The following is a 15,404-nucleotide window of genomic DNA, read 5'->3' as shown; positions in this document are numbered from 1 at the left end:
AAACGCTATCGAGACACAAACGCCTTCAGCTCACCTTGACCTTGGCGGCGGCCTGGTCCTCGGCCAGCTTCTGCTGGAACATCTGCGCGAAATCGATCGGGTCGAGCATCAGCGGCGGGAAGCCGCCATTGCGCGTTGCCTCGGCAATGATCTGCCTGGCGAACGGGAACAGCAGCCGCGGGCATTCGATGAACAGTATCGGCAGCATGTGCTCCTGCGGGAAGCCGCTGATGGAGAAGACGCCGCCATAGACCAGTTCGACATTGAACAGCACTTCCTGGTCGAACGATGCCTTGGCATTCAGCGTCAAATTGACGTCGAACTGCTTGTCCGAAAGCGGGTTGGCGTTGACGTTGACGTTGATGGCGATGCCGGGGGCCTTGTCGCGGCCGCGCAGCGAGTTTGGCGCGCCGGGGCTTTCGAAGGACAGGTCCTTCACATATTGCGCAAGCACGTTGAGCGAAGGCTGCTCCGCATTTCCATTACCGTTGGCTGCGCCGGTCGGGGCGTCGTCGTTGCTGGCCATAAGCTGTGATCCTTTTGCCTGGGCAGCGTTGCTGACCGGATTGAAATTCGGGCGTTCGCTATCATGGCCGGCACGACAAGACAAGTTTGCAAAAGACGCCGGTTGCCTTGCGGCTACTCGTCCTTGAGGCGGCGCCAGGGAGAGTCAGGCCCGCGCGCATGGTCGTCGGCGCGCGAATAGTCGCCGTCGTCGAGATCGATGGTCTTGCCGCGTTGCCTTGCCCGCAAACCAACGCCGAAATCGGTGGCCAGCACGATGCGGCCTTTCAGCATCCGCCAGGCAAGATCGCGCACCGGTGGCAGGAACAGTAGAATGCCGAAAATATCCGAGATGAAGCCGGGGATGATCAAAAGGATCGCGGCCAGAACGATCATGGCGCCGTGCGCAAGCTGGCGGCTCGGATCGTGGCCGGCATCCATTTCGGCACGGACCCTGGCCATGACGCCAAAACCCTGGTGTCGAAGGAGCAAGGCGCCGGCGACGCTCGAGGCCAGCACCAGCCCGACCGTCGCCAGCGCGCCGATCTGGCGGCCGACAATGACGAAACCGGCTATCTCCAGCAGCGGAAGCGCAAGAACAAACAGGGGAAGCAGCGAGATACGCAAATCTTGACCGATCGTTTCGATGTTTTGCCGGCCGGCGAGCAATCGCCGCTGGCACCAGAGCTGTTAGATAGGTATGGCTGCCTTTGATTTGAATGATTGCGCCATGCGTTCTATATGCTTTGGATACTGAACGCTATGTGATCGCGGCCCTTGCTTGGCCGCTGGTCCGGCCAAAGCAGGGATTGATTGGCGCAAGATATGGGCTTCTTCGACTTCGGCACAATTTTCTTTCTGATTGCGGCGGTGGTGATCTTCTTCCAGCTGCGCAACGTGCTTGGCCGACGCACGGGCAACGAACGCCCGCCCTTCGATCCATATACGGCAGGGCGCAAGAACGAGAAGGATGCCGCCCAGAAACCCGAGAACGTGGTTTCGCTGCCGCGCAAGCGGCTGGCGGGAGAGCCGGCGGCCGATGCCTATACGGCGATCGACGCCTTTGCCAAGCCCGACACAGATCTCAACCGGGGCCTGCGGGCGATCAAGGACAATGATCCGACCTTCGACCCGAAGACCTTCGTCGACGGCGCCAAGATGGCCTATGAGATGATCGTCATGGCCTACGCCGATGGCGACCGCAAAACCTTGAAGAACCTTTTGTCGCGCGAGGTCTATGACGGCTTTGTCGCGGCCATCGGCGACCGCGAGGCAAAAGCCGAAAAAATCCAGTCCTCCTTCGTCGGCATCGACAAGGCCGACATCGTTTCGGCCGAGATGAAGGGCAGCGAGGCGCACATCACGCTGCGCATTGTCAGCGAACTGATTTCAGCGACCCGCGACAAGGCCGGCGCCGTCATTGACGGCGATCCCGAGACCGTCGCCGAGGTCAAGGACGTCTGGACCTTCGCTCGTGACGCGCGCTCGCGCGATCCGAACTGGAAGCTCGTCGCCACCGAAGAAGAAGACTGAACTGGACGGCGGCGGGGGCTGTCGTGTCGCTTTCTCGAGTCTTCAGCGAAAAGTCCTTTGGCGAATTGCCGGGCTGGGACGAGGACGACCAACTCCCTGCCTTTGACGCCTTTCGCCGCTCGGCCTTTCATGTCGTGACGAAACCCTACCGCTCCGGCGCGCTCGGCGTCGATTTCGGCGCCTTTGCCGAAGCCTATGCCGCAGCGCGCACCGTTTCGCCGGCGAATCGGTTGGAGGCCCGAAGCTTCTTCGAGCGCTACTTTGTGCCGGCCCATATAGGGGCGGAAAACGGCGGCCCAGGCCTCGTCACCGGCTTCTACGAGCCGGAGGTCGACGCCTCGCCGGTGCGCACGCGACGATTTTCGGTGCCGTTGCTAACCCGCCCGGCCGACCTTGTCGACATCGACGATGGCAATCGTCCTTCCGGCATGGATCCTTATCTTGCCTTCGCTCGTGCGGCGCCGAACGACCCGGTCGAATATTTCGACCGCGGCGAGATCGAACGCGGCGCGCTCGCTGGACAAGGCCTGGAAATCGCCTGGCTCGCCGACAAAGTCGATGCCTTCTTCATCCACGTGCAGGGCGCGGCGCGGCTCAACATGACCGACGGGGAGCTTTGCCGCGTCACCTATGCCGCCAAATCCGGCCAGCGCTTTACCGGACCGGGCACGATCCTGAGCGGCGAAGGCGAGATCCCGCTGGAAAAAGTGACGATGCAGTCGATCCGTGCCTGGCTCAAGGCGCGTCCGGAGCGCGTCGACGAGATCCTTTGGCGCAACCGCTCCTACATCTTCTTCCGCGAGATGGGCGTCGATGACCCGGAGCTCGGCCCGGTCGCTGCCGCCAAGGTGCCGCTGACACCCGGCCGCTCGATCGCCGTCGACCGGCTGCTGCACACGTTCGGCACGCCCTTCCATATCGATGCGCCGTCGCTGACCGCCTTCGACGAAAAACCGTTCCGGCGGCTGATGATCGCACAGGACACCGGCTCAGCGATCATCGGGCCGGCCCGCGGCGATCTGTTCGCTGGGTCGGGCGATGCGGCCGGCGAGATCGCCGGCGTTATCCGCAACGCCGCCGATTTTTATGCGCTGATCCCCCGGCCGCTGGTTTCAGGAGCAGACCGATGACCCGGCGCATCGACAGGCTGAGCGAGGACGACCGGGTCCTGTGGAACCTGGTGGCGCGCACGGCAAAGCCGCTGAAGGGCAAGATCGCCGTCGATATTCCCAAGCTTGGGCCGGAGATCGACGAAACCAGGCAGGTGCCGCCGCCGGCACAGGTCGCGGGCAATGCTGCCGCGGTCGCGAAACCGAAGGCGCAGCATGTTTCCCACGCACTCGACGAACCGACGCTGGACAAGCTGTCGAAGGGCCGGCTGCCGATCGAGGGCCGCGTCGACCTGCATGGCCTGACCCAGGACGAAGCCTATTCGCTGCTGTTTTCCTTCCTGCACCGGGCGCATGCCGGCGGCATCCGCTATGTCCTGGTAATCACCGGCAAGGGCTCTTCGTCGGGCGGCGACGGCGTCTTGCGACGCGCCGTGCCGTCATGGCTGTCGACGCCCGCCTTCCGGCCCCTTGTCTCCAGCCACGACCATGCCGCCCGCAATCATGGCGGCTCGGGCGCGCTTTACGTCCGTCTGCGGCGGGCGCGCTCTTGAGGATGCGCCCATGAGGATGCGCCAATGAGGATGTGCTCGTGACCCCGTTCGGCGAAAAGCTTCGCGTGCTGCGAAACGAGCGCGGCGTCACCCAGAAGGACATGGCCAAGGCGATCGGCGTCAGCGCAGCCTATCTCTCGGCGCTCGAACACGGCCGCCGCGGTGCGCCGAGCTGGACGCTGATCCAGAAGATCATCGGCTATTTCAACATCATTTGGGACGACGCCGAGGAACTGGCGCGGTTGGCCGAAACCTCGCATCCGCGCGTCAGGCTCGACACGTCCGGCCTTAGCCCGGCGGCGACCGAGCTTGCCAATCTCCTGGCCGACAACATCGAAAAGCTCGACGAAGCCGAGCTTCGCCGCATCATTGCGTCGCTCCGCGCCGCGCTGAACCGGCCGAAATGAGTTGCTTTGTTACTGGACCGAGCCGACCAGAACCTGCTGGCCGCCGCGGATCGAGACCCAACGGCCGGTATTGTCGATCGCCTGCCGCTTGAGGAAACGATAGCCGGTCTGGTCCCAGGAACGGACCTGGTCGGTCAGATTGTCGAGGATGTAGTCGCCCTTGTCGGTGCGCACCGTCAGCACGGCGTGGCCTTCGCCATCCGGCTTGCGCACGACGGTCATCAGCAGATCGGCAAACGAGACGCCCAGCCGGTTCAGCTCACGGCGCTTTTCCAGGACATAGTCCTCGCAGTCGCCGACACCCTTGTCGGGATAGGCCCAGACCTCGTCCTTGCCGTAGATGTCGAAGTCGCTCTCAGGCTTGACGGCGGCGTTGACCTTTACCGTGACGCTGAGCAGCTTGCGCCACAGCGAGCCGGTCATGCTGGCGGGCGACAGATCCTTCGGGCGGATCGAGCATTCCGACGGGTAGGTCTTGCAGAAATCATAATGGCCGATCGGCTGCGACGTCGGACCACCTGTTATCATCGGGCTGGCTGCCGAGGCCGAACTGGCCCAACCTGCCGCCACAGTAAGTCCAGCCAGCGCGCACAGGCGTAGCGTTCTCGCCATTGGTGAGGAAATCATTGTCCCCGCTTGTCCCTTGTTGTTAACGAAACGTTAAGGGGTATTTACAGTCGGTGTCAATTATGAGGATGGATTGATTTTTGCGGCATGGTTACCTGCGTGGCGCCAACGCGACTATTGTGCAACAGGTCGACCGGCCGCACGGCCCCGCCAACCGATGATTTTGGCATTGACCGACCTGATGCGGATTGACGGGCATCATCGCTGGTCGCCTATTTCTTGCCGGTCCTGACCAGCTTGGGCTTCACCGCAACACGGTTCTGGCGGCCGTAGCTGGTAATGAAATCGACGATGCGCGGCACGATTTCGGAGCGGAAGCGCGAGCCGTTGAACACACCGTAATGGCCGACCGCCGGCTGCATGTAATGGGCGTGCCTGTCGGCCGGAATGTTGATGCAGAGGTCGTGCGCCGCCTTGGTCTGGCCAAGGCCGGAGATGTCGTCGTTCTCGCCCTCGACGGTGAACAGGGCGACATTGCGGATCGCCGAAGGGTCGACCGCCACACCGCGATGCGTCATTTCGCCCTTGGGCAAGGCCTGGCGGACGAAGACGGTATCGACGGTCTGCAGGTAGAATTCCGCCGTCAGATCCATCACCGCCAGGTATTCGTCATAGAATTCGCGGTGCTTCTCGGCATTGTCGCCGTCATGCTTCACCAGGTGCATGAAGAAGTCTTTGTGGGCGATGATGTGGCGATCCAGGTTCATGCTCATGAAACCCGAAAGCTGCAGGAAACCGGGATAGACCTCGCGGCCGAAGCCCGGCACCGGCCAGGGCGCGCGCATGATGACGTTGTCGCGGAACCAGTCGATGCCCTTTTCCTGGGCCAGCAAATTGACCGCCGTCGGGTTGCGGCGCGTGTCGATCGGGCCGCCCATCAGCGTCATCGTCGAGGGCACGAAAGGATCGCCCTTGGCTTCCATCAGCGCCACCGCCGCCAGCACCGGCACCGACGGCTGGCACACCGCCATCACGTGGGTGTCGGGTCCCAGCGCATGCAGCATGTCGACAATGTAGTCGACATAGTCGTCGAGGTCGAAGCTGCCGTCGGCAAGCGGCACCATCCGGGCGTCGACCCAGTCGGTGATATGCACGTCCGCATAGGGCAGCATCGCCTCGGCCGTGCCGCGCAACAGCGTCGCATAGTGGCCCGACATCGGTGCGACGATTAACAGCTTCGGATCCGGCCGGCGCCCGGCCGGGACAGCCCGCTCGAAACGGACCAGATTGCAGAACGGCCGCGACCAGACGGTGCGTTCGCTGACCTCGACGGTTTTCCAGTCGACCACGGTCTTGGTCAGGCCGAATTGCGGCTTGCCGTAGCGGCGTGTCGTGCGTTCGAACAATTCGGCCGTTGCCGCGACCGAGCGGCCCCAGGACGTGTGTGAAACCGGATTGAGCGGATTGGAGTAGAACAGGCGCACCGCATCGGCATAGAGGCGGGCCGGCTGCAAGGCGGCATGGTTCAGTTCGTAAAGCTGGTAGAACATCGAGAACCCCGCTGCCGACTGCGATCGAAGGGCCGACGAGCAGCGCCGAGCCTTGTCTTGCGGGAGGTTAGCAACAATTTGCTGCGATGCAATACGTCAACTTGCGTGATTTATGCTCATTCTTTCGTCCAAGATGTTGGGAATCCGCCTTCAACGGCAACAGCCGGCTCAATGTGCACCTGCGAAGGCGTAGCCAAGGGTACGCCTATCGGTGCGATCGTCGGAGGAGGTGTCCGGCCTGGCGCTCTGACTGTTAGACGCGTGCCATGCAGACGGCGGTATGGCCCGAGCTGATGAAGCCGAGCTGGCTGGCGGCGCCCTTCGACAGATCGAGCACGCGGCCCCTGATAAACGGGCCGCGATCGTTGATCCGCACGACGACGCTGCGGCCATTGTTGCGGTTGGTCACCTTCAGCTTGGTGCCGAACGGCAGGCTGCGATGCGCTGCGGTCAGCGCCGACGGGTTCATGCGTTCGCCGGAAGCGGTTCTGGAATGCAGTGAGTACCAGGAGGCACGGCCGCACTGAGCGGCGGCGCTGGCAGTGGATGCGCCGACCATCAGGCCAGCCGCGATCATGGCCGCGGCAAGCGCGGTCTGGTTGCTTTTGTTCATGTGTTGGGGACTGGCTCCGTTGACAGACCCGCAGCGGTTAGAGGCGAATGAGGCAGCAAATGCGGCAATGATCTGTCGGTTCCATGACAATGTTACACGTTTGGAGTCGGTGCGAAACAATTTGTCAGAGAGTTTCCGCGGCAAGGCACAGCTTCTTTGATGATCTTCGCATCGACCTCAGCACGTCTTGCACAAGATCAGAGATTTGCATCTAAGTAGAAGTTGGCCTGACCGGGCCGCTTCTTTCGCTGTTCCATTCCGGCAGGAGCGCGGCCGATGATCGACTTGGAAAGGAGTTTTAGCAATGAGATTGATCAAAAATCTGCTGGCGTTGATTGTGCTCGCCATCGGCGTGCTGTGGTCATTGCAAGGCATCGGCCTTATCGGCGGCAGCTTCATGACCGGCCAGTCGCAATGGCTCTATGTCGGCATCGTCACCGCGCTGGTTGGCTTGGCCGGCCTGGCCTGGGCGAACCGTTCGCGCGTTTGAGCAGGCGTCGATCCTCAGGCTCCCGCCAGAGCAGCGCACAGCGGACCTGTGGCGGCCGGTCACCGCGACCAGTATTGCCAGCCCCAGTAGAAACTTTCGTCGCGCGGCGGTAAGCGGTTGCGCTCCGCGTCCAGATGCACCGGCGTCGGCGCTTTGCGTTCGTCCTCAGGCGGCTGTTTGTCTCCGGCCTTGATCAGGCGGAGCCAATGGCCGAAACGCGCCAGCAGCACAGCGGTGGAATGGGGCATCGTCACGTCTCCGATCCGGTCACTCCCGCCCCGCCCACGGGACGAGCACCCGCTCGATCCTGCGGATGATGAATTCGAGCACGAAGGCAATGGCCGCGATCACCAGTATGCCCATCACCACCACGTCGGTGACGAGGAACTGGGCGGCGGACTGGATCATGAAGCCGAGCCCGCGCGTCGCCGCCACCAGCTCGGCGGCAACCAGCGTCGACCAGCCGGCGCCAAGCGCGATGCGCAGGCCGGTCAGGATCGAGGGCAGTGCGCTGGGTAGGATCACGTGCCGGACAAGCTGCGTGCGGGTCGCGCCAAGCGCGCGTGCCGCATTGATGCGTTCCTGCGAGACGCCGCGAACACCCGATGCCGTCGACAGCGCGACCGGCGCCAGCATGGCGATGGCAATCACCAGGATCTTGGACGGCTCGCCAATGCCGAACCAGATAATGATTAGTGGCAGATAGGCCAGCGGCGGGATCGGCCGCAGCAATTCGAGCAGCGGATCGAAGATGCCGCGCCCTATGATGCTGATGCCGATAGCCAGCCCGATGGGAACGCCGACGAAAACGGCCGCGATCAGCGCTGCAAATACCCGCCACAGACTGGCGGCGATATGCTGGAGCAGCGTCGCGTCGACAAAGCCGTCACGGGCGACGACGACAAATTTGTTCCAGACTGCCACGGGCGACGGCAGGAAAACCGGCGACACCAATTGCAGGCGGGCCGACAGTGCCCACGCCGCCAGCACCACCAGAACAGTGATCGCGCTGACCATGCGGGCCGAAACGCGGCTGCGTCTCGGCCGCGACCGCGACCATGGCACGGACAGCGCGTCGGCTCCGTCGTCGGCCTTGGAGCGCTGCGGCCGCTCGGTATAGGAGGTAACGGTCATGCTGCCTCTCCTTCGAAGATCGCATCGGTCAGCTCGCCGCGCGCCGCGGCGAAGGCGGGATCGGCCTTGATGCTGCGAATGGCCTCGCCGGCTGCATAGCGCCGGCTGAAGCCGGTTTCGAAACTCCGCACCACCCGCCCAGGGTCGGGAGCCAGGACAATGATGCGGGTTGCGAGCACCAGCGCTTCCTCGATGCCGTGCGTCACCATCAGCACGCCGACATTGCTTGCCGTCCACAGATCGAGCAGCGTTGTCTGCATGCGTTCCCGTGTCAGCGCATCGAGCGCGCCCAGCGGCTCGTCGAGCAGCAGGAATTGCGGCTCGGCCGCCAGCGCCCGGGCCAGGCCGACGCGCTGGCGCATGCCCCCGGAAAGCTCCCAGATGCGCTTGTCGCCGGCACCGTCGAGCTTCACCAGCGCCAGCAGCGCATCGGCGCGCCGCGCCCGTTCACTTGGACCGACGCCGCGCAGCCTGAGCGCAAAGGCGACATTTTCCCGCGCGGTCAGCCACGGAAACAGCGCGTCGTTCTGGAACACGACGGCGCGGTCCGAGCCTGGCGCCGTGATCGGCCTGCCGCCTACCGTGGCGCTGCCGCGCACAGGCTCGACCAGGCCCGCAGCGACATTGAGCAGCGAGGTCTTGCCGCAGCCGGAGCGGCCGACCAGGACAACGAAGTCATCCTTGGCGACGTCAATCGACACGCGTTCGACGGCCGGCGCCGGCTGGCCTTCATAATGAATCGAGACTTTGTCGAGCAGGAGATGCGTCATGTGGCGTCGCCGATATTCTGAATCTGCAGGCAACGCGCGCGTCAGGGAAGGGAGGACGCGCGCATTGAGCGGTCGCTAATTCGAGGCAAGCGCCTCGCCGACATATTTCGACGACACGTATTTCGAATAATCCGGCAGCACGGCGTCGATCTTGCCCTGCTCCTTGAGGAAGGCCGACGTCGCCTCGACTGCCTTGACCGTGCCGCCACCGAGGAACTTGTCCGAGGCCTGCTCCTCGAGCGTCGGGAAGACATAGCCCCTCAGCAGTTGCGGCACGTCTTCGAGCTTGGCCCCGGTGATCCTGGCGATCTTGGCCGCTTGCGGCGAGGACACCGACCATTGATTCGGCTTGGCCAGGAATTCGGCATAGGCAGCGCCCGTCACTTTGACGAAGTCGCGCACTGCCTCCGGGTTCCTTTCGGCGAAGTCGGTGCGCACGATCCAGGCGTCGAAAGTCGGCGCGCCCCAGGCGGCGACCTGCGAGGAATCCAGCACGACCTTGCCCGACGTCTTGATCTGGCCGAGTGCCGGATCCCAGACATAGGCGGCGTCGATGTCGCCGCGCGCCCATGCCGCCGCGATCTCCGGTGGCCGCAGATTGAGAATATCGACCGACTTCGGCTCGACACCCTCATGCTTCAGCGCCGCAAGCAGGCTGTAATGCGTCGTCGAGACGAAGGGTACCGCCACCTTCTTGCCGGCAAGGTCGGCGACCTTCTCGATGCCGGCGCCGTTGCGGGCGACAAGGGCCTCGGATTCGCCGATCAGCCCGACAATGAAGATGGTCTGGATGGGAAGCTCGCGGCTCGCCGCCGCCGCCAGCGGGCTCGAGCCGACATAACCGATGTCGACCGAACCGGAAGCGACGGCGGCGATCACGTCGGCGCCGGAATCAAATTTCCGCCAGTCGATTGCCGCCTTGGTCGCGCTCTCATAGGCGCCGTCGGCCTGCGGCACCTTCGAGGGTTCGACGACCGTCTGGTAGCCGATAGTGATCTTGAGGTCCTTCGCATGGGCTGGGCCGAGAAAGCCGGCACCAGCCAGAGCCGCCGAGGACAGGAGAACGACGCGTCGCGAAATGGTGGACATGAAAGGCTCCTTGAAAAGAGAAAAATCGGATCGCTCCCTCATAGTCAGCTAAGTCTATAAGGCTTGTAGAGTTAAATCCTTCCAACCATTGCCGTCTTGTTAGAAAAAAGCCATCAGTGGCCCGGCGCGAAGGCGGATATGGCGGCTGCAGCGGGCCTCGGCCTAAGGTCTGTTGACGGTCAGGTCAGCCGAAACAGAGACGGAATGGCGCGCACTATTGGATCTGCATTCGTTGGTCAGTATAGCGGCATCGATCCTCGGGGTCTCCGCTGCGTCGCTGCTTTGAACAATGGCGCAGCACCTCAATTGCCTTCTTGGCTCCACCTCACCTCTGGCTTCGCTGTCCGTTGGAGCGACCGGTGATTGCGCCATCAGCCGCAAACAAGAATTTTCCGTTTTGGCCCGGTCACCGGCAAATCCATGCTGCGAACGGCCGAACAATTGAAAGTGAATTTCCTGTGCTCGGGGTTAAGTCTAGTATTCTTATGGACATTGAAGGATTGGAGAGGACGATGAGCGACGCCACCCTCCTTGTTGCCGCGCGCGGCATGCTTTGGCCTTCAAATTCAGGGACAGAAGCTGCTGTCGGCCGGTCGGGACATTCCTGTCGCCGGCCAGTTTGCCGGTGTCCCATTGGCGGCGGCTCCTGTGCTCGTAGGGGCACAAGCCCCGGCCAAAATGGCCATTGCGGCTTGAAAACGAAACAAAATCAACGTTTCTTGGCTTGTATATCATGTCACTAGAATTTATCTGTAGTGACAGCTTGGACGCGGCGGGGAGGCACGCCAGGCGTTTCGCAACCGATGGCCTTGGGTCATCGCATGACAGAGAAACGTTCGGGTTATGCTCACGAAAAAAGGTAAGTACGGCCTCAAGGCGCTCGTTCATCTGGCGCGCCTGCCGGTTGGACAGCTCGCCTTCGTCAACGACATCGCCCGCGCAAACAATATTCCGAAAAAGTTCCTCGATGCCATCCTTGGCGAATTGCGCAATGCCGGTTTCGTCCAGAGCCGCAAGGGCAAGGAGGGCGGTTATCGCCTGGCGCGCCCAGCGGACGAGATCAAGGTCGGGCACGTCGTGCGCGTGCTCGACGGGCCACTTGCCCCCATTCCTTGCGCCAGCCGCACCCAGTATCAGCGCTGCGAAGATTGCAACGAGGCGACATGCCAAGTCCGACATCTGATGCTGGAGGTCCGGCAGGCCACCGCCGAGGTGCTGGACCAGCGCAGCCTCGCCGAGATGCGCGACATCGCCGGCGACGAAGACCTTTCGGTGCCGTTGAAAATCCAGGCCTGAATCAACAAAGCCTGACCCGAGAATTCCGGAACCAATGGCTCCCAAGACAATTGGTGCGCGCATGACCGGACGCGCAAATTCGATCATTCCAACTTCGATCATCATTGTCGGTGGCGGCGCCAGCGGCGTCGTGCTTGCCGCGCATCTGCTGAAGTCGCCCAATCCCGATCTCCGCGTCAGCCTGGTCGAAAAACGCCCGCATTTTGGGCAAGGCATGGCCTATTCAACGCTGCTCTCAGCCCATGTGCTGAATGTCAGCGCGTTGGGCATGAGCGCCTATGCCGACGATCCCGGCAATTTCTCGCGCTGGCTACTTGAACGCGGCCTGGCAACGCCGGAACAGGCACCGGTCTATGCGCCGCGCAGCGTCTACGCCCGCTATCTCAAGGAGCTGCTCGACGAACTCGAGGCGCGTGAGCAGCAGACGGGCCGGCTGCGCCTGATCCGCGAGGAGAGCCTGTCGATCTCGCCGACCGCGTCCGGCGTCGAGGTGGCGCTGGCCAACGGCACCAGCGTGGTTGCGCATCTTGCCGTGCTGGCGACCGGCCATGACGAGGAGCCGGGGGCGGGGCAGGGCCACGCGATCAGGATGGGATCCGAGGCCGACAGCGCGCTCGACCCCGAAGCCCGAGTCCTGGTGCTGGGCACGGGGTTGAGCATGGTCGATGCCTTTCTGTCGCTCGAGCAGCGCGGTCATCGCGGCGCGATCGTCGCGGTGTCGCGGCGCGGCCTGCTGCCTTCGCCGCATCGCAAGGGCAATCCCATCAAGCTCGACGTTGCCGATATCCCGCTCGGCACCCAGCTTTCCTATTTCGTCGGCTGGTTCCGCGACCTGATCCGGGAAAACCAGAAGGCCGGCATCGACTGGCGCGACGTCGTCGACGGTCTGAGGCCCTTCAACCAGAAGATCTGGCAGAACTGGCCGTCCTCGGCCAAGCGCCGCTTTGTCGAGCACACCAAGGCGTGGTGGGACATCCACCGCCATCGCATGGCGCCGCAAGTCTACGCCCGCGTTACGGAGGCGGTGCAGGCCGGCCGCATCCGGCTTGTCGCCGGCCGCATCGTCGACATCGCCGCAGGCTACACCGTAGAGGTCCAGTCCCGCCACACGCAGCGCCTCGAAAGGTTCGATGTCGCCCGCATCTATGATTGCACCGGCATCGCCAGGGATATCTCGACCACCTCGAACAGCGTGGTGCGGTCGCTGGTCGACCGTGGGCTGGCACGGCCGGATCCGCTGCGGCTCGGCCTCGATGTGACCGCGGACTGCGAGGTCATCGCCGGCGATGGCACAGTATCGGCCAAGATTTTGGCGGTCGGGCCGCTGACGCGCGGCACCTTCTTCGAGATCGACGCCATTCCCGATATTCGCGTGCAGTGTGCGCGGCTAAGCAAGCGATTGCTCGGATAAGGCCCCCTTTGTCTTGACGCAATTTCGGATGCAAGACCGCCGCCGTTGGGTGAAAAGATCTCGACCGCATAACCTCGCGGTGAAGGCGAACCAGGGGTGCGGGAGCTAGCTCCGCCAGAAGCCGACCGGCCAGCCCGTGGTGGTCGAGACAGCCGGGTTGGCGATGACGATCGCCACACGTTTCGGCTGTTGCGCGTTGACCGGATTGGCGTCGCGTACGCTCATCTTCGTTCTCCTCCCTGGATTTTGTGGCCGGCGAGGCCGTGAGCCGCGACCCCTGGCCAGATGACCGGGCGAATTCTGCTTCCGTCGTCACCATGCCTTGCCTACCATGGCGCATGACCCAACGCGGAAGACTCTACGGCTGCCCGGTCGAGTTCGCGCTCGACGCGCTCGGCGGCAAATGGAAGACGGTGATCCTGGCGCACGTCAAGGAACAGCCGATGCGCTATTCCGACCTGCGCCGGCTGATCCCCTCGCTCTCGGACAAGATGCTGACGCAGCGCCTGGCCGAGCTTGTCGAGATCGGCTTCGTCACGCTCGAGATGTCGCCCGACGGCAAGGGGCGCTACGCCTTGACCGGGCGCGGTGAAGATCTCGCCGCCGCGCTCCAGGCGCTCTACGACTGGGGAAGCGTGCATGGCCGCGCCGAGGGCGTGCGTTTTCGCACCGATAGCGCAGCCACCTAGATCAATTCCGGGAAGCGCGGAGCGGTTTTCTGTCCGCAATTGCGAGACAAAGCGATGGAGCGGTTCGACGTTTGCGTGAAAGGGTGGATCGCTCTAGCAAGCCGACTGTCCTCAACCCGGTCCGGCAAGCGCGCTGCAGAAGCTGGCGACATCGGTGACAACGGCTTCGCCGAGGAAGCGTAGCGTCGCCATCGAGCGGTCGCGCGCCTCGCGGTTGCCGAAGCCACAGGCATCCTCGATGACCACGGCGACAAAGCCATTGTCGGTCGCCTGGCGAACGGTTGGCTCGATGCCGATCTCCATGGCGATGCCTGCGAGCGCTATCGTGCGCACGCCGCAATCGCGCAAGGCAAAGCCGAGCGCGGTGGAATCGAAGGCCGACATCGTGAGCTTGTCGAACACCGCCTCGTCATCGCGGGGTTCCAGCTCGGGCACGATCCGCGTCGCTTCGGCGTCGCGCGGGAACCACGGCTTAACTGTGTCGGGGCTGTCGCGCCGCTGCCAGGCCATGGCGGTGCGCAGCTGCGTCGCGCCCATCCATTTGCGCGGCAGCGACAGATGGCGCGTGAACGCCACCCGCATTCCGGCCACGCGCGCCGCTTCCAGCACCGTGCCGGTGCGCTCGACGATGGTGGCGGCGCCGGCCACCTGGCGGCAGATGCCGACCTGCATGTCGTAGACCACCAGCGCCGTGCGGCGCGGATCGCACCACTCAGCCAGGCTGGCCGGGATTTCGATCCCGTCGCGCGACCGGATCATGCCGCCGTCCGGTCCCACGGCTTGGCGATGTCGACGGTCGGGTCGAACAGGAATTCCAGCGGCAATGGCGCGTCGAAGGCGATGAAGTGCCATTCCAGCAGCCCGGCCTTGGACAGCGGGAAGTCCTCGGTATAGCGCCGCGCTTCCGCGACGCTGTCGAGCTCGAAGACGATGATGACGCCGCCAATATCGCCGCGCGCATAATTCTCGCGCACGATCCCCGCCTTCCAGAGCCGCCAGACGTTCGACACTTCGTCGCGCAAATAAGGCCGCAGGTCGTCGAGCGTGACGCCGGGCTTGAAATTGTCATAGGCAAGAATCTTCATCGGCCATTCCTTGCATTGCTGTTCGACCAGCGCCGGGTAGCATGGCGGAATCAGCGGCGGCAACGAACGAGATGGTGCGTTGAAACGGCCGCACGATTGCCGTTCTGTGCCGTGCGACCCTACGGACGGCCAGGCGGCCGCGGTATAGTTTTCGCTGAGGAGGAAAAGCGCAGTGACCATCGAAAGGCTGAACCCCGAGGGCATGCACAGCAACCCGGCCTATTCGCAAGGCGTGTCGCTGCCGGCATCCGCGCGCATCGTGCTGGTCGGCGGCCAGCATGGGGTCGACGCGCAAGGCCGGATCGTCGCCAGGGACGATCTCGCTGCGCAGACCGCTTAGGCGCTTGCCAACCTGGCAAAGGTGCTCGAAGCCGGTGGGGCAAAGCCTGAAGACCTTGTCAGCCTCTCGGTCCATATCGCCGGCGACCTGGACATAGGGCCGGCATTCGGCGCCTGGATCGCCTTCGGGGCAAATCGTGGCGCGCCGCCGATCATCAAAGTGCTGCGCGTCGCCGGGCTCGGCAATCCGGATTTTCTGATCGAGATCGAAGCCCAGGCGGCGATCGCCTGAGTCCTAAACAGGTTCTGCAAATCTTTTGCCCT

General features: G+C 63.5%; 21 protein-coding genes. 10 read left to right on the top strand and 11 right to left on the bottom strand.

Annotated features, from left to right (window positions below):
• Positions 1-25: 25 nt before the first annotated feature.
• Complete coding sequence (secB, locus tag NKH63_RS22200) at positions 26-526, bottom strand: protein-export chaperone SecB (RefSeq protein ID WP_023718763.1); 501 nt, start codon at positions 524-526, stop codon at positions 26-28.
• A gap of 113 nt (positions 527-639) precedes the next feature.
• Positions 640-1,131, bottom strand: coding sequence for an FxsA family protein (locus tag NKH63_RS22195; protein WP_023718764.1), 492 nt, complete (start codon positions 1,129-1,131; stop codon positions 640-642).
• Positions 1,132-1,329: 198 nt separating this feature from the next.
• On the opposite strand from NKH63_RS22195, the gene NKH63_RS22190 reads away from it, so the two are divergent.
• Genes NKH63_RS22190 through NKH63_RS22175 form a run of 4 tightly spaced genes read left to right on the top strand, consistent with a single transcriptional unit; the run spans position 1,330 to position 4,107 of the window.
• Entirely contained in the window at positions 1,330-2,037 is a 708-nt protein-coding gene (locus NKH63_RS22190) for a Tim44/TimA family putative adaptor protein (protein ID WP_352918746.1), read from the top strand.
• Positions 2,038-2,060: 23 nt separating this feature from the next.
• A complete protein-coding gene (gene mltA / locus NKH63_RS22185) occupies positions 2,061-3,167 on the top strand; it encodes a murein transglycosylase A (protein WP_352918744.1) in 1,107 nt (368 codons plus the stop codon).
• Positions 3,164-3,700, top strand: coding sequence for a Smr/MutS family protein (locus NKH63_RS22180; protein WP_352481333.1), 537 nt, complete (start codon positions 3,164-3,166; stop codon positions 3,698-3,700). The genes mltA and NKH63_RS22180 overlap by 4 nt, the downstream gene beginning before the upstream one ends.
• A 38-nt stretch (positions 3,701-3,738) precedes the next feature.
• Positions 3,739-4,107, top strand: a complete 369-nt coding sequence (locus tag NKH63_RS22175; protein ID WP_352481334.1) for a helix-turn-helix domain-containing protein — start codon at positions 3,739-3,741, stop codon at positions 4,105-4,107.
• Between the two features lie 9 nt (positions 4,108-4,116).
• Here NKH63_RS22175 and NKH63_RS22170 read toward each other — a convergent pair whose 3' ends face one another.
• From NKH63_RS22170 to NKH63_RS22160, 3 genes are all read right to left on the bottom strand, one after another.
• Positions 4,117-4,734: a transglutaminase-like cysteine peptidase gene (locus NKH63_RS22170; RefSeq protein WP_023718769.1), complete on the bottom strand. Its 618-nt coding sequence runs from the start codon at positions 4,732-4,734 to the stop codon at positions 4,117-4,119.
• A 212-nt stretch (positions 4,735-4,946) separates the two neighbouring features.
• On the bottom strand, positions 4,947-6,224 hold the full coding sequence (locus NKH63_RS22165) for a polyhydroxyalkanoate depolymerase (protein WP_352481335.1): 1,278 nt from the start codon (positions 6,222-6,224) through the stop codon (positions 4,947-4,949).
• Positions 6,225-6,477: 253 nt separating this feature from the next.
• Positions 6,478-6,837, bottom strand: coding sequence for a septal ring lytic transglycosylase RlpA family protein (locus NKH63_RS22160; protein ID WP_352481336.1), 360 nt, complete (start codon positions 6,835-6,837; stop codon positions 6,478-6,480).
• 304 nt (positions 6,838-7,141) lie between these two features.
• On the opposite strand from NKH63_RS22160, the gene NKH63_RS22155 reads away from it, so the two are divergent.
• Positions 7,142-7,327: a hypothetical protein gene (locus tag NKH63_RS22155; protein ID WP_023718772.1), complete on the top strand. Its 186-nt coding sequence runs from the start codon at positions 7,142-7,144 to the stop codon at positions 7,325-7,327.
• A gap of 59 nt (positions 7,328-7,386) precedes the next feature.
• On the opposite strand, the gene NKH63_RS22150 is transcribed toward NKH63_RS22155, so the two are convergent.
• The 4 genes from NKH63_RS22150 to tauA form a co-directional block, all read right to left on the bottom strand.
• Entirely contained in the window at positions 7,387-7,575 is a 189-nt protein-coding gene (locus NKH63_RS22150; protein WP_023718773.1) for a hypothetical protein, read from the bottom strand.
• A gap of 19 nt (positions 7,576-7,594) precedes the next feature.
• Positions 7,595-8,461: an ABC transporter permease subunit gene (locus tag NKH63_RS22145; RefSeq protein WP_352481337.1), complete on the bottom strand. Its 867-nt coding sequence runs from the start codon at positions 8,459-8,461 to the stop codon at positions 7,595-7,597.
• Entirely contained in the window at positions 8,458-9,231 is a 774-nt protein-coding gene (locus NKH63_RS22140) for a taurine ABC transporter ATP-binding protein (RefSeq protein WP_352481338.1), read from the bottom strand. Before NKH63_RS22140 ends, NKH63_RS22145 begins: the two co-directional genes overlap by 4 nt.
• A 75-nt stretch (positions 9,232-9,306) precedes the next feature.
• Complete coding sequence (gene tauA / locus NKH63_RS22135) at positions 9,307-10,320, bottom strand: taurine ABC transporter substrate-binding protein (RefSeq protein ID WP_352918741.1); 1,014 nt, start codon at positions 10,318-10,320, stop codon at positions 9,307-9,309.
• A gap of 843 nt (positions 10,321-11,163) precedes the next feature.
• Between tauA and NKH63_RS22130 the strand changes: the two genes are divergently transcribed.
• The 3 genes from NKH63_RS22130 to NKH63_RS22120 all read left to right on the top strand — a co-directional run bounded on the left by NKH63_RS22130 (position 11,164) and on the right by NKH63_RS22120 (position 13,716).
• Complete coding sequence (locus NKH63_RS22130) at positions 11,164-11,616, top strand: RrF2 family transcriptional regulator (RefSeq protein ID WP_352918739.1); 453 nt, start codon at positions 11,164-11,166, stop codon at positions 11,614-11,616.
• 61 nt (positions 11,617-11,677) lie between these two features.
• Entirely contained in the window at positions 11,678-13,027 is a 1,350-nt protein-coding gene (locus NKH63_RS22125) for an FAD/NAD(P)-binding protein (RefSeq protein WP_352481341.1), read from the top strand.
• A gap of 338 nt (positions 13,028-13,365) precedes the next feature.
• Positions 13,366-13,716: a winged helix-turn-helix transcriptional regulator gene (locus tag NKH63_RS22120; protein ID WP_352481342.1), complete on the top strand. Its 351-nt coding sequence runs from the start codon at positions 13,366-13,368 to the stop codon at positions 13,714-13,716.
• 111 nt (positions 13,717-13,827) lie between these two features.
• On the opposite strand, the gene NKH63_RS22115 is transcribed toward NKH63_RS22120, so the two are convergent.
• Positions 13,828-14,475 carry a cysteine hydrolase family protein gene (locus NKH63_RS22115; RefSeq protein ID WP_352918737.1) on the bottom strand — a complete coding sequence of 216 codons (648 nt, stop codon included), beginning with the start codon at positions 14,473-14,475 and terminating at the stop codon, positions 13,828-13,830.
• A complete protein-coding gene (locus tag NKH63_RS22110; protein ID WP_023718782.1) occupies positions 14,472-14,801 on the bottom strand; it encodes a hypothetical protein in 330 nt (109 codons plus the stop codon). The genes NKH63_RS22115 and NKH63_RS22110 overlap by 4 nt, the downstream gene beginning before the upstream one ends.
• Before the next feature lie 172 nt (positions 14,802-14,973).
• Here NKH63_RS22110 and NKH63_RS22105 point away from each other — a divergent pair, with 172 nt between their 5' ends.
• Positions 14,974-15,141, top strand: coding sequence for a hypothetical protein (locus NKH63_RS22105; RefSeq protein WP_352918735.1), 168 nt, complete (start codon positions 14,974-14,976; stop codon positions 15,139-15,141).
• Positions 15,142-15,162: 21 nt separating this feature from the next.
• On the top strand, positions 15,163-15,372 hold the full coding sequence (locus NKH63_RS22100) for a RidA family protein (RefSeq protein ID WP_352918733.1): 210 nt from the start codon (positions 15,163-15,165) through the stop codon (positions 15,370-15,372).
• Positions 15,373-15,404: the final 32 nt, after the last annotated feature.

It is taken from the genome of Mesorhizobium sp. M0960, assembly GCF_040319055.1.
GTDB lineage: Bacteria > Pseudomonadota > Alphaproteobacteria > Rhizobiales > Rhizobiaceae > Mesorhizobium.
This window is presented reverse-complemented; position numbering and strand designations above follow the sequence as displayed.